The following is a 14,489-nucleotide window of genomic DNA, read 5'->3' as shown; positions in this document are numbered from 1 at the left end:
AGAAAAAGAAGAATTAAATAATAAAAATTTTAATATGTATATTTCTTTAGGATTATTTTTAGTTGCTTTTATATTAGATAAAGTATTTTATTGGTTTTTAAAATATGATTCAGATTTTAAATATTATTTTAATCCAATATACATAATGTCATATTTAATAATAGCTTATAGAGTTTTTAAAGAGGCATTTATTTCTATTAAGAAAAGAGATATATTTAATGAAAAAGTACTTATGGTGATAGCAACACTTGGTGCTATCTTACTAAGAGATTATGCAGAAGCTAGTGCTATAATGTTATTCTATAGTATAGGAGAATATTTTCAAGAATTATCTATTATAAATTCTAGAAATAGTATAAGAGAAGTTCTTGCACTTAAAAATACTATTGTTAATAAAATAGAGGATTCTAATGTTTTAAATATTGATTCAGAAAAAATAAAAATAGGTGATAGATTACTTTTAAAAAAGGGGGAAAAATTACTTTTTGATTCAAAAATAGTTAAGGGTCAGGCATATATGGATACTTCAACTTTAACAGGTGAATCTATACCTAAAAAAGTTTTGGAAGGAGAAAATATATATGCAGGATATATTAATGTGAGTGAAAGTATAGAGATAGTAGTTTTAAAGAAAATGGAAGAGAGTAATATCTATTCTATGCTTGAAATAATAGAAAATTCAAGTCATAATAAATCTAAACTTGAAAAATATATTACTCGTTTTACACAAATTTATACTCCTATAGTTATATTAATTGCACTAATGGTAACAATTATCCCGCCTTTATTTATTCAAAGAATAGATTTTTATGATTCAATGTATAATGGTATTACTCTTTTAGTTGTTGCTTGTCCGTGTGCTTTATTGCTTTCTATACCGCTGACTTTTTATTTAGGTATAGGACATGCAAGTAGAAATTCATTATTAATAAAAGGAGCTAATGTATTTGAAAAAATTGATAGACTAGAAGCAATATATTTAGATAAAACTGGTACTATAACAGAAGGAAAGTATAAGGTTAGTTCAGTTTATGAATATTTTAATAATATAGATGGTAAAAAAGTATATGAATATGTATATAATATGGAGAAAAGATCATCACATGTTATTTCAAAATCTATTATTGATTTTATAAATAACAAATATGGATTTGTGCATAGTGATGAAAATTATTTTAAATATTCAAGTATATGCGAACACTGTGGATGTTGTCATGAAGAAGAAGCACATAAAAAAGGTGACGTTTTAATAAAAGAACATAAGGCTCAAGGGCATTTTTTAGGGGATGCATGTCAAAGTCATAAATTTAATTTTAAAGATGGAGTTGAAGAATTTAATAAAGATATATCGTTTTTAATTTTTGAGGAAATAGATGGTATTGGTCTAAAAGCTAATACAGGAGATGATGAAATACTTATAGGTGGTAAAAATATGATAGATATTTACGGGTTAAGTATAAAAGATGATGATTTTGATAAAATATTTGTGTTTATAAATAAAGAATGTGTTTTATCTTTCGTTTTAAAAGATAAAATAAAAAAGGATTCTAAAATTGCAATAGATGAAATAAAGAAAATGGGAATAAAAGATATTACTATATTAACTGGGGATAATTTGGAAATAGGAAATAAAGTTGCAGCTAATGTTGGAATAAAAAAAGTTTTCTCTAATTTATTACCTAAAGATAAGTATGATATTTTAGATAAAGATGAAAGAATTTCTATGTTTGTTGGTGATGGAATTAATGATGTAGGTGTTATTAATAGAGCAGATATAGGAGTGTCTATGGGTAAAAATGGTCATGATATTACTATAGATAATTCTGATGTAATAATAAATAATGATAGTTTATTTGGTATAGTAAAATTAATAAAATTATCAAGAAAAATGAATTCAATAATAGTTCAGAATTTAATTATAATTATGGGAGTTAAATTGGCGATTATAGTTTTTGGAACATTTAATTTAATGTCTATGTGGGTTGCTGTGTTTGGAGATGTTGGAGTTACAATAATAGCTATACTTAATGCAATGAGAGTTAAAAATATAGAGTTATAGGAGATATAATGGAAATAAGACAAATAAATGAAAAAGATAGAAATATATATTTAGAATTAGTTAATGAATTCTATAATTCAGAAGCTGTTTTACATCCTGTTGATAGTATAAATTTTGAAACAACCTTTAATACTTTAATAAGTTCTAATATATACACAGAAGGATATATTATGGAAGAAGATAAAATAATTTTTGGCTATTGTTTGTTATCTAAAACTTACTCTCAAGAAGCAGGAGGAATGGTGTGTTTGCTTGAAGAGTTATATGTAAGGGATGAATATAGAAGTAAGGGTATAGGTAGTAAGGTTATTGAATTTTTAAAAGAAAAATTTAAAGATTATAAAAGAATAAGGCTTGAAGTAGAAATTAATAATAAAAGGGGAATAAAGCTATATAATAATATGGGATTTAATGAACTTAAGTATATACAAATGATTTGTGATGATATAAAATAAATTGATAAAAATATAAAAAACTGATAAACTAACAGTGAATATTTATGAAAAGGAGAGCTTATGTTTAATTCAATAATAAATTCAGAAAATACTTTAATATTATGGGCTATTATTCTTGTTATAGCTACTATTGCTATATTTTTAGAAAATAGATATACATTAGTTGCTAAAATTAGTGGTGCGATTATGGCACTTATTATAGCTTTATTATTATCTAATTTTAATATTATTCCTTTGGAATCTAAAGTTTATGATGATGTTTGGGGATATGTTGTTCCTATAGCTATACCACTTCTTCTATTTCAGTGTGATATAAAGAAAATATGGAAAGAAAGTGGTAGACTTGCAATAATTTTTTTATTAAGTTCAGTAGGAACTATGCTTGGTGCAGTAGTAGGATTTTATCTTTTAAGAGAATATATTCCAACTTTAAATAATATAGCAGGTACGATGACTGCATCATATATTGGAGGAGGAGTAAATTTTGTTGCAGTTCAAACTGCTCTTAATCTTGATAAACAACTTGCTTCAGCTCTTATAGTAAGTGATAATCTTCTTATGGTGTTATATTTCTTTGTATTAATAATAATACCAACTATTCCGTTTTTTAATAAGTATTTTAAAAGAGAGTATAGAAATGATATAAAAAATACAGATGATAAAAAAGATGTTAAAAGACCTATAACTTTAGAAGATGTTGCGTTTAATTTTACAATATCAGTTTTAATTGTTGCAGTTTCTTTTGGCTTTTCAGATTTAATATTAGCAGAAGATAGAGGGTATGTTATAAACTTTTTAGCTAATAAATATATATTACTTACAAGTATAACAGTAATATTAGCTACAGTATTTTCAACTTTTTTCAAGAAACTTATAGGATCACAAGAAATAGGGACATTCTTAATATATATATTCTTTGCTGTAATAGGTATCCCAGCTTCGATTAAGAGTATAGTTGTTAATTCACCATTATTGTTAGTATTTTGTGCGATTATGGTTATAATTAATATGGTTATAACTTTTGCTTTTGCTAAATTATTTAATTTTAGTCTTGAGGAAGCTATACTGGTATCTAATGCAAATATTGGTGGTCCTACAACTGCAACTGCTATGGCAATATCAAAAGGATGGACTAAATATGTGGCTCCTGTTATGCTTGTTGGGACTTTAGGTTATGTCATAGGAACATACGCAGGATTGATATTGGCAAGTAATTTAATCTAACTAATGAAAAAATAAGAGATATATATAGAAAAATATATTTAAAAATATGATAAATTAAAAAATTAAATGTTAATATTAGTTATATCAAAAATAGGAGAGGATATAAATGAAAAAATTAATTTTAATAGCAACAGCTATAGTTGCTTTGTCTAGTTGTAGTTCAGCAAATTCAAATAATGTGACTACTTTTGAAAATCAAAAAACAGCAGTTTTAAATGCTAAGGATCAGTATGTATTTAATTTAGAAGGTAGTGACACTAGAATATTATTAGTTGTAACTCCTGGAAATGATGCTTATGTTAAGTATAATGGTAAAGAAATTATGTTTAAAAGAGTTGTAACTGCATCTGGAGAAGCTTTTGAATCTAAAGAAAATAAGATGTATATAGGAATTAAAGGTAAGGAAGCTTTCTTAGAATTAAATGATACAACTAATATACCTTTAAAAGTTGTTGGTAATTCTAAAGAATATGGTGAAGCTAAGAATGAATATGTATATAACTTTAAAGGTGTAGATAATAATATGAATATGAATGTTGTTTATGATAGAGTTAAAGATTTAGTTAATGTAAAAATTGATAATTCAAATGTAACTTTAAATAGAATTCGTAGTGCTTCAGGTATGGCATTTTCAAATGAAAATGGTAATATTTATTTAGGTATAAAAGGAAATCAAGCTTATGTTGAAGTTAATGGTCAAGGATTTAATTTTGTTGAAAGTAATATAGATTATAGTGAGTATGCAAAAGAACAAAAAACTAGAGTTTATAGTTTTAAAAATGGTAATAATGAAGTAAATCTAGCACTTGTTGGAGATGGTGATGTAGCAGGATTAAGATTTGAAGGTCGTGATTATGTTTTAAATAGAATTAAGAGTGCATCTGGAGAAGCTTTTGAATCAAGAGATGGGAAAGTATATTTCGGAGTTAAAAATTATGGGGATAGAGCTGAAGGTTATTTAGAAATTAATGGTAAATCATATAGTTTTGATAATGGTAAATACATTGAAAAATAATAAATTAAGGATTATCTAAAAAGATAATCCTTTTTTTATTTAGACTGATTTTTTTTATTTTTTTTATACTTGATAAATAATAAACAAACTACCTAAAAGTACCTTTAATACTGAATTTGAGAGTTTTGCAAACTATTTTAAATAGTGTATAATACAAAATGAAATTAAATGTTAGAGGAGAGATTTTAGTGAAAAAAACATTTTTAGGAGTTATGATATTGTCTAGTTTATCAGTAGCTAATATTAAATATGAATTTAATTCTAAATTAGAATTAGATGGAGAAAAAGGTAAAATGAGTTCAAAATTTACACCTTTTGATTTTAAAATGAATATAAATGATAATTTTGTTTTTAATTTTAATGCAAATTTAGATCAAAAAAATATATATGATGCAAAACCTATATATTATTATACTCAAAGAACTTTTGTTAAAGATGATGGAAAATATCTTCCAAATGATTATGTAAATATAAAAAATGATGAAAGTTTTAATGCAGAACTTCCTTATACGAGAGTAGATGGTTCTTCAGACTATATAGGAGATCCTAATGTTGATGAATCTGATGCAGGTGGACATGAACATAGTCATGAAGAAGGAGAACACGATCATGATCATGAGCATAATCATGAACATAATCATGAACATGGAGAAGAAGAGCATGATGTAAATAAGGATGATTTTAAATTTGAAAGATATATAACAAATACACAAAATAAGGTTAAAGGGCCTAGATTTACTTTAGGATTTAAATATGAACCAGATAATAAAAAGAGCTTTAAATATACTTTTATGCCTAATGGACATAGATTAGGTAATGTTGAATATACTCCTTTATCATCTGTTATAGATGGTAAATATATATTAGTTTTAAATGATAACGTATCTTTTAATGTAAGACCTAAGGTATCATTTAAGAATATATATAATCCGTACTATTTGGATTTGACTAGTGAATTGAAAACAAAAATTAATTCAAATATTTTCTTTAATTTAGGATTAAACAATAAATTACAATTAGATGTTCTTAAAGAAAGATATAATTTTAAAAATGGTATTGATATTAGTTTAGACTATAACATCGAGAAGAAGAGATATCATGAATTTTGGGAAGTTTTAGATCATAGCCATGATAAAATAGAACAAGCTAAGATTGATATAAGTTTTCATCATACTGGGAATTATAGAAAAACTCCTTTAGATGATGCAAAGTTAAAATTTGATAAAAGAATTGATATGATTGATTTTAAATTGTCAACTAATTTGAAAAAAAGCAATATATTTGGTTCGGGGTTTGATGTATCAAATGATTCTAAATTAGAATATAAATATAATAAAACACAGGATTCTAATAGAAAATATATAGTTAGAGGAGATTATTATTCATTAGAAGAAAATAGAGGATTAAAAGAAAATCAGGGTGATTATGTTAATATGATTACTAATGTTGTAGAGGGAAATGATTTGAGTAGTATGCATGATTACTATTATTTCAAAAATGAAGAGAATAAAGAATATATGGGAGTTATGACATATTCTTCTACAAATCCAGATAAATATGTTGAAAAAGATGAAAAAGAAATTAAATTTGAAAATATAACTAAGATAAATTCTAAAAAATTAAAAATTGATATAGAGAATAAATTGAAATTAAATAGAAAAATATCTGAAGATGATATAGATATGGATATTAAAAATGAAACTTTATTAAAATATTCAACTAGATTAAAAAAAGGATTTTCAACTGAATTTATTTTAGAAAATAAAAATGAATCAAATTATGAAAATGATAATTTTATAGGATTTAATAATGTAATTGGTACTAAATTAGATATTAATTATTTAAGATTTGAAAATGGAATAAAATTTAAAGGAGGATTAATTTTAGGTGCTAATTTAGAACTTAGAAAATCAGAAAGTGTAGAAAAAGAAGAAGAAAAAGATAAATTAGTTTTAGGCCAAGGATATAATGTGAAACCATATATAGAGATAGATGCGCCTATAATAGAAAATATGAAGTTTGAATCTAAGTTAGAAATGGATAACATATTTGGGCAAACTGTTACTAATAAAAATGGACATAAATATAAAGAAAAAGATGAAAAATTAAAATATAAAAAAACAAAATATAAGTTAAAATTAGGTCTTACATATAATTGGTAATACTTTAATTACAATTCATAACAAAGTATGGTATAATATTAAAGAAATGGATATTATACCATTTTTGTTTATTTGAAAGGGGAAATTATGTTGACACTTTTAATTACAACTTCAACAAAATTAGCTTCACTTTCTTTATATGAAAATGACGCTATGATTGCTAATATTAATATAAATGTAAAGAAAACACATTCTACATATATAGTAGATGAATTGATGAGTTTATTTACTTTTACTAATAAGGAATTATCAGATGTTATGAATGTAATAATATCTATAGGACCAGGCTCTTTTACTGGAGTTAGAATATCATCAGCTTTAATAAAAGGTATTTTTGCAGAAAAAAAAGATGTGAATATATATACTGTAAATGAATTAGATGCTCTAGCTTATCAAGGATATAATATATATAAAGATAATATTGTAGCTATAATAGATTCTAATAAAGAAAAGTTATATGCGGGTATATATGAAAAAGGTAAACTGGTAGGAGAAAGATTTAAATCTAATGTTGATGAAATAATATCTTTAGTTTTAGAAAAAAAATATAAACTGATTGGTGATGGAGCTATTTCTTATAGAAAAAAAATAGAAGAAAAAGGAATAGATTTATCTTTATCAGATGTTTTTTTGAGATTAAATTCATGTATATTTTATGATATGTTGAAAGAAGGAATTTTAGAGAAAATTGATTTATTAAATTTAGTGCCAGATTATTTAGAAAAATCACAGGCAGAAAAGGAGAAAGATGGGATTAAATGATTTATTAATAAAGCCTAAGAAAGGCTTTTTTACTAAAATTAAGGATTTTTTTTCGGGGATACCTATAACTGATGATATTTATGAAGAATTAGAAGAAGTTTTGATTCAATCAGATTTAGGAATGAATATGACCTTAGATGTTGTTCAAAATTTAGAAAAAAATGTTAGAAATAAAGGGATAAAAACTCGTGAATTAATGTATGATGAATTAAAACAAATATTAATTGAAAGATTATCTATTTCTGAAAATAATGAATTAAAAATTAGAGATGGGAAATTAAATGTAATAGTTGTGATAGGAGTTAATGGAGTAGGTAAAACAACTTCTATTGGTAAAATGGCACTTATGTTTAAAAAACAAGGTAAAAAAGTTGTTATAGGAGCAGCAGATACTTTTAGAGCAGCTGCTATAGAACAAGTTGAAGTTTGGAGTAATCGTGCAGGGGTTGAACTTGTAAAACAAAAACAAGGTTCAGATCCAGCAGCAGTTGTTTATGATACTTTAAATTTTGCTAAATCTCAAAATTGTGATATAGCTATAATAGATACAGCAGGAAGATTACATAATAAAGTAGATTTGATGAAAGAACTTGAAAAAATAGATAAAATAATTAAGCAAAATGTTGATGAATATGAATCTTTAATAGTTATAGATTCTACTACGGGACAAAATGGACTAGAACAAGCAAGAATATTTAATTCTATATCTAATATTTCAGGTATAATATTGACTAAATTTGATGGAACTGCAAAGGGAGGAATAATATTTCCTATAGTTTCAGAATTAAAAAAACCTGTTAAATTTTTAGGAGTAGGTGAAGGAGAAAATGATCTTAAAATTTTTGACTTCAATGATTTTGTAAATGAGATGTTTATATAGTGCATTATATGAAACTTTAACAAGTTAAAAAATTAATAATAGCCTAAATTTATTATAATTTATAAAAAATATGTTTATTATTAAAATTAAAGTTGCTTAAAATTAGTATTTATTGTAGAATTAAATTAAGAAAAATTAAAATAATGTTTAATATATAAGGAGGATATGATGGCAGTAGATTTAATTGAAAAGATAAAGGAAACAGAGAAAGCTTTTGCAAAGACAGTAGTTCTTCCTGAGTCGGAAGATGAAAGAGTTTTAAGGGCTGCGGAAAAAATAAAAAATGAAGGATTTGCAAATATAATATTAGTTGGTAAAGATTATCAAGTAAGAGAAAAAGCTGCAAAAATTGGAGTATCTTTAGAAGGAGTTCAAATTATAGATCCGTTATCTTATGAAAAAACTCCAGAGTTTATAAGACAATTTGTACATTTAAGATCTAAAAAAGGAATTACAGAGGAACAAGCTCGTGAAATAATACTTAATGATTCAAGATTTTTTGGAGCTATGCTTGTTAGAAATTGTGTAGCTGATGGTATGGTAGCAGGATCAAATTCACCAACTGCAAGTGTATTAAGAGCTGCAATTCAAGTTATTGGTCCAAGAAAAGGACTTAAAACTGTTTCAAGTTCTTTTGTTATGTTAACAGAAACTAAAGAATATGGAGAAAATGGAACTTTAATATTCTCAGATTGTGGAGTTCTACCCAATCCAACAGCACCTCAAATAGCTGATATAGCTGAATCTGCTGTTGAAAAAGCACGTTTTATTGCCAAAATACAAAATCCTAAAGTTGCACTTTTAACATATTCTACTAAAGGTTCAGCAGAAGGTGAACAAGTTACTAAAATGAGAGAAGCTTATAAGATTTTAGAAGAAAGAAAAGTTGGTTTTGAATTTGATGGAGAATTGCAATTAGATGCTGCAATAGTTCCTGAAGTTGCAGATCAAAAAGCAAAAGGATCAAACGTTGCAGGTGCTGCAAATGTTTTAATATTCCCAGATCTTTGTTCTGGTAATATAGGATATAAACTTGTACAAAGATTTGCTAAAGCAAAAGCGTTAGGTCCATTAATACAAGGACTTGCAAGACCGGTACATGATTTATCACGTGGATGTAGTGTAGATGATATAGTAGATGTAGTTGCTATAACTTGTGCAGAGGCTGCAGAATTTTGTGAAATTTTAACATTATAGGAGAGTATTAAATATGAAAGTATTAGTAATAAATAGTGGAAGTTCATCATTAAAATTTGAATTAATTGATATAGAAGGAAATAAAACATTAGCAAAAGGAATATGTGAAAGAATTGGTATATCAGATCCGATATTTACATATAAAAATTTAGTGGATTCATATCAAGTTATAGAAAGACCAGAACCTTTAGATAATCATAAGGTTGCAATAGATTTAGTTTTACGTGAATTAACAGGTGAACATGGAGTTATACAAACAGTAAACGAAGTAGAAGCTGTAGGACATAGAGTAGTTCATGGTGGAGAATATTTTGATGATTCAGTTTTAGTAGATGATGAAGTTATCAGAAAATTAGAAGAAATTTCAGAACTTGCTCCATTACATAATCCAGCAAATGTTATGGGTATAAAAGTTATGAGAGAATTATTACCAGGTAAACCAAATGTTGCTGTATTTGATACTGCTTTCCATCAAACTATGGAAAAAGCTGTATATACTTATCCTTTACCTTTAGAAGATTATAAAGAATTAAAAGTTAGAAAATATGGATTCCACGGAACTAGTCATAAATATGTTTCAGGAGTAGTAGCAGATCTTTTAGGTAAAAAAGATTCTAAGATAATAGTATGTCATTTAGGTAATGGGGCATCAATAAGTGCTGTAAAAAATGGTAAAGTTGTAGATACATCTATGGGACTTACACCTCTTGCCGGTATAATGATGGGTACTCGTTGTGGAGATATAGATCCAGCAGCAGTTCTTTATGTTATGCAAAAAAGAGGATTAGATATTAAAGAAATAGATGCAAGAATGAATAAAAAATCAGGATTCTTAGGTATATTTGGTAAGAGTTCTGACTTTAGAGATATACAAAATGGTGTAAAATCAGGAGATGAAAGAGCTAAACTTGCTTATGATATGTGGTGTTATAGAATTAGATCGTACATAGGTTCATATATAGTAGCTTTAGGTGGTATTGATGCTATAGCCGTAACTGGAGGTATAGGAGAAAATGCAGCTTATGCTCGTGAAGGTATATTCAAAGGTTTAGAATTTTTAGGTATAGAATTAGATTATGAAAAAAATAATGAAAGAATTTCTGGAAATGTTGAATATTCAAAACCTGATTCTAAAGTTAAAATTTATAAAATAGAAACAGCAGAAGAAATGATGATAGCTATGGATACATATAGATTAAGTAAATAATTTTTGGCAAAAATATACTCCGGTATATTTTTTGTCTATAAAGGAGTAAATTTATTGGACAAAATTATAGAAGTGAATAAAATTAAAAAAGTTTATGGTTCAAAAATAGCGGTTAATGATATAAGTTTTTATGTTGGAAAAGGTCAAATATTTGCCTTTTTAGGAACTAATGGTGCTGGAAAAACTACAACTATAGAAATGATATGTACTTTTTTGAAAAGTGATTCAGGAAATATAATAGTAGATGGTAAAACTGTTGGAAAAGATGATACTGAAATAAAAAAAGTTATAGGTATAGTTTTTCAAAATAGTTTACTTGATGATACTTTGAGTGTTGAAGAAAATCTTATTATTCGTGGAAGTCTTTATGGTTTTGATAAATTAGAATTAGATAAAAGGATAAAAGAAGTTTCTGAAATGACTCATATATCAGATTTTTTAGATCAATATTATGGCACTTTATCAGGAGGTCAAAAAAGAAGAGTTGATATTGCAAGAGCTTTAATTACTAAACCTAAAATATTATTTTTAGATGAGCCAACCACAGGTCTTGATCCACAAAGTAGAAAAAGCATTTGGGAAACTATAATTAGAATACAAAAAGAAAATAATATGGCTGTCTTTCTAACAACACATTATATGGAAGAAGCTCTTAATGCAGATTATATTGTTATACTTAATAAAGGGAATATAATTGCTACGGGTACACCTAGTTATTTAAGAGAATCTTTTTCTACAAATAAGTTGATATTAGATATAGAAAAAGTAGAAAAATTGAAAGATATAATTAAAAATTATGATTATACAATAGAGAATAATAAGGCTATAATAAAAATAAAAAATACTCTTGATAGTATAGAGATATTAAAAAAGGTAGAAAATGAAATTTCAGGGTTTGAAGTTATAAAAGGAAGTATGGAAGATGCCTTTATATCTTTAACAGGGGAGGAATTAAAATGATTTTTGTTATAGTTAAACGGAATGTCACAATATTTTTTAGAGATAAAATGAATGTATTTTTATCAATGCTTTCAAATTTTATTATGTTGGGAATATATTTATTATTTACAGGAAATATATTTAAAAGTAGTTTAGCTGGTTTTGATAAAGCGGGTATTTTACTTGATTCATGGCTTGTTGCAGGACTTATAGCAACAACAACTATTACTTGTACTGTAGGTGTTTTTGGTAAAAGAATAGAAGATGAAAATAAAGGTATAAATAAAGATTTTAATTGTTCTCCTATAACTAAAATAGAATTAGTAGGAGGATATATATTAAGTGCCTTTTTTATAGGGTTCTTGGTTTCTTTAATATTCTTATTTTTCTCTTTAATTATACTATTTCTTCGTGGTGGCAATATTTTGGATATTTATTCTATGCTTAAAATAATAGGAGTAATAATCTTAGCTGATTTTACAAATTCATCTATGATATTCTTTATTACTTCATTTTTAAAAACGCATTCAGCATATTCTACTGCTGCAAGTATAATAGGAGTATTATCAGGATTTTTAACAGGTATATATATGCCTATAGGGAATTTACCTAAATTTATGCAAACTATAGTTAAAATATTTCCTACATCTCACGCGGCAAGTCTTTTAAGACAAATATTTACAAAAGATATTACCTCAAGTTTGCCGGTTGAAGTCGTGAATGTAATAAATGAAAATTTAGGGATGATATATACATTTAATGGTAAAGAATTAAGTAATATAATAAGTGTATTTATATTAATAATTAGTGGGATATTATTCTATATTTTAGGAGTAATATCTCTAAGTAGAAAAGTTAAATAGGAGGAAAAATGAAAAAATATGATGTATTAGTATTGGGATGGGGAAAAGCAGGTAAAACATTAGCTGCTAAAATGGCAAAACAAGGGAAAAAGGTTGCAATAGTAGAAAAAGATCCTAAAATGTATGGAGGAACTTGTATAAATGTTGGATGTCTTCCAACTAAATCGCTTGCAAATAGTGCTCATTTAATACATGAAATGACTAAACTTGGATTAGAAAGAAATTATGATGTTAATAATGCTTATTTTAAAAAAGCTATGGAAGAAAAAATAATTTTAGTAAATAAGTTAAATAATAAAAATTATGGTCTTTTAGCAGATAATCCTAATGTTGATGTATATAATGGTGAGGCACACTTTATCTCAAATAAAGAAGTTAAGGTTGGAGAAGAAGTATTAACTTCTCAAAATATAGTAATTAATACTGGGTCTGAATCAAGAAGATTAAATATACCTGGTATTACTAATGATAAAATAGGGTATAGTAATGAAATATTGAATTTAAAGGAATTACCTAAAAAATTATTAGTTTATGGTTCAGGATTTATAGGTCTTGAATTTGCTTCTATGTTTTCAAGTTTTGGTAGTGAAGTTTCTGTATTTCAATTTGATAATACTTTTTTACCTAGTGAAGATGAAAAAGATGCAGAATTTGTTAAGACAGTTTTAGAAAATAAGGGAATTAAATTTAGTTTTTCTAGTCCAATTTTAAAATTTGAAGATGGAGAAAGAGTTAAAGTTAAGTATTCTAAAGATGGAGAAGAAAAAGAAGAAGAATTTGATTTTGTCTTAATTTCAGCAGGAAGAGTTCCTAATATAGAAGGTCTTGGGTTAGAAAATACTGATATAGAACTTACTGATAGAAAAGAAATTAAAGTAAATGATAACCTAGAAACAAGTGTTAAAGGAGTATGGGCAGCAGGTGATGTTAAAGGAGGACCACAATTTACTTATGTATCATTAGATGATAGTAGAATTATACTTCCACAATTATTAGGTAAAACTTCTAATAGAATTTTAAAAGATAGAAGTTTAATACCAACATCTACATTTATTGAACCACCTTATTCAAGAGTAGGATTAAATGAAAAAGAAGCAACTAAATTAGGTATTGAATATAGTGTTAAATATATGTTGACAGCAGGAATACCTAAAGCTCATGTTTTAAGAGAAACAGAAGGATTTTCTAAAGTATTAGTTAATAAAGAAGATGAAATTATAGGAGCAGTAATATTTAATTCAGAATCACATGAGATTATAAATTTACTAGCTTTAGCTATTAGTGAAAAAATTAAATCTACTGTGTTAAGAGATTATATATATACTCACCCTACATTGACAGAAAGTTTAAATGATTTAATGGTATAAAATAGACTAGGAATCCTTTTGGATTCCTAGTTTTTTAAAAAATATAAAATATTTAAAGCTTTTTTATTGACAAGTAAGTATTTTTATGATAATATATTTATTGTCAGTGTGCCTAGGTAGCTCAGTTGGCTAGAGCATGCGGTTCATACCCGCAGGGTCGAAGGTTCGAATCCTTTCTTAGGCACCAAAATTTTTTTCTTGACAAAAAATAAAAAATATGATAATATAAATATTGTCACGATAAGTGAGCCTTGGTGGTGAAATGGTAGACACACAGGACTTAAAATCCTGTGGGAGCAATCCCGTGCCGGTTCGAGTCCGGCCCGAGGCACCATTTAAATATCGCGGAGTAGAGCAGC

At 26.1% G+C, this 14,489-nt stretch carries 12 protein-coding genes and 2 tRNA genes; all 14 read left to right on the top strand.

Annotated features, from left to right (window positions below; translation table 11 throughout):
* Positions 1 to 2,059 (top strand): heavy metal translocating P-type ATPase (locus ACWYO2_RS02295; RefSeq protein WP_455514877.1); only part of this gene is annotated, 2,059 nt, incomplete at its 5' end.
* A gap of 8 nt (positions 2,060 to 2,067) precedes the next feature.
* A complete protein-coding gene (locus ACWYO2_RS02290; RefSeq protein WP_455514876.1) occupies positions 2,068 to 2,514 on the top strand; it encodes a GNAT family N-acetyltransferase in 447 nt (148 codons plus the stop codon).
* A 60-nt stretch (positions 2,515 to 2,574) separates the two neighbouring features.
* Positions 2,575 to 3,738, top strand: coding sequence for a DUF819 family protein (locus ACWYO2_RS02285; RefSeq protein ID WP_455514875.1), 1,164 nt, complete (start codon positions 2,575 to 2,577; stop codon positions 3,736 to 3,738).
* Positions 3,739 to 3,844: 106 nt separating this feature from the next.
* Positions 3,845 to 4,753, top strand: coding sequence for an MliC family protein (locus ACWYO2_RS02280; protein ID WP_455514874.1), 909 nt, complete (start codon positions 3,845 to 3,847; stop codon positions 4,751 to 4,753).
* Positions 4,754 to 4,941: 188 nt separating this feature from the next.
* The gene (locus ACWYO2_RS02275) at positions 4,942 to 6,915 is read left to right on the top strand and encodes a hypothetical protein (protein WP_455514873.1); all 1,974 of its coding nucleotides are present in this window, start codon (positions 4,942 to 4,944) and stop codon (positions 6,913 to 6,915) included.
* 87 nt (positions 6,916 to 7,002) lie between these two features.
* The gene (gene tsaB / locus ACWYO2_RS02270; RefSeq protein WP_455514872.1) at positions 7,003 to 7,677 is read left to right on the top strand and encodes a tRNA (adenosine(37)-N6)-threonylcarbamoyltransferase complex dimerization subunit type 1 TsaB; all 675 of its coding nucleotides are present in this window, start codon (positions 7,003 to 7,005) and stop codon (positions 7,675 to 7,677) included.
* Complete coding sequence (ftsY, locus tag ACWYO2_RS02265; RefSeq protein WP_455514871.1) at positions 7,664 to 8,557, top strand: signal recognition particle-docking protein FtsY; 894 nt, start codon at positions 7,664 to 7,666, stop codon at positions 8,555 to 8,557. The genes tsaB and ftsY overlap by 14 nt, the downstream gene beginning before the upstream one ends.
* A 165-nt stretch (positions 8,558 to 8,722) precedes the next feature.
* Positions 8,723 to 9,754: a phosphate acetyltransferase gene (gene pta, locus ACWYO2_RS02260; protein WP_455514870.1), complete on the top strand. Its 1,032-nt coding sequence runs from the start codon at positions 8,723 to 8,725 to the stop codon at positions 9,752 to 9,754.
* Between the two features lie 13 nt (positions 9,755 to 9,767).
* Positions 9,768 to 10,961, top strand: a complete 1,194-nt coding sequence (locus ACWYO2_RS02255; RefSeq protein ID WP_455514869.1) for an acetate/propionate family kinase — start codon at positions 9,768 to 9,770, stop codon at positions 10,959 to 10,961.
* A 54-nt stretch (positions 10,962 to 11,015) separates the two neighbouring features.
* On the top strand, positions 11,016 to 11,921 hold the full coding sequence (locus ACWYO2_RS02250) for an ABC transporter ATP-binding protein (protein ID WP_455514868.1): 906 nt from the start codon (positions 11,016 to 11,018) through the stop codon (positions 11,919 to 11,921).
* Complete coding sequence (locus ACWYO2_RS02245; RefSeq protein ID WP_455514867.1) at positions 11,918 to 12,763, top strand: ABC transporter permease; 846 nt, start codon at positions 11,918 to 11,920, stop codon at positions 12,761 to 12,763. The genes ACWYO2_RS02250 and ACWYO2_RS02245 overlap by 4 nt, the downstream gene beginning before the upstream one ends.
* An 8-nt stretch (positions 12,764 to 12,771) precedes the next feature.
* The gene (locus ACWYO2_RS02240) at positions 12,772 to 14,130 is read left to right on the top strand and encodes an FAD-dependent oxidoreductase (protein ID WP_455514866.1); all 1,359 of its coding nucleotides are present in this window, start codon (positions 12,772 to 12,774) and stop codon (positions 14,128 to 14,130) included.
* Between the two features lie 110 nt (positions 14,131 to 14,240).
* Positions 14,241 to 14,317, top strand: a tRNA-Met gene (locus tag ACWYO2_RS02235).
* A gap of 61 nt (positions 14,318 to 14,378) precedes the next feature.
* Positions 14,379 to 14,464 (top strand) — tRNA-Leu (locus ACWYO2_RS02230).
* The last annotated feature ends 25 nt before the right edge of the window (positions 14,465 to 14,489 follow it).

The sequence above is a fragment of the Pseudostreptobacillus sp. genome (assembly GCF_977040545.1).
The sequence above is the reverse complement of the archived record's forward strand: the minus strand, read 5'-3'. Positions and strand labels throughout refer to the sequence as shown.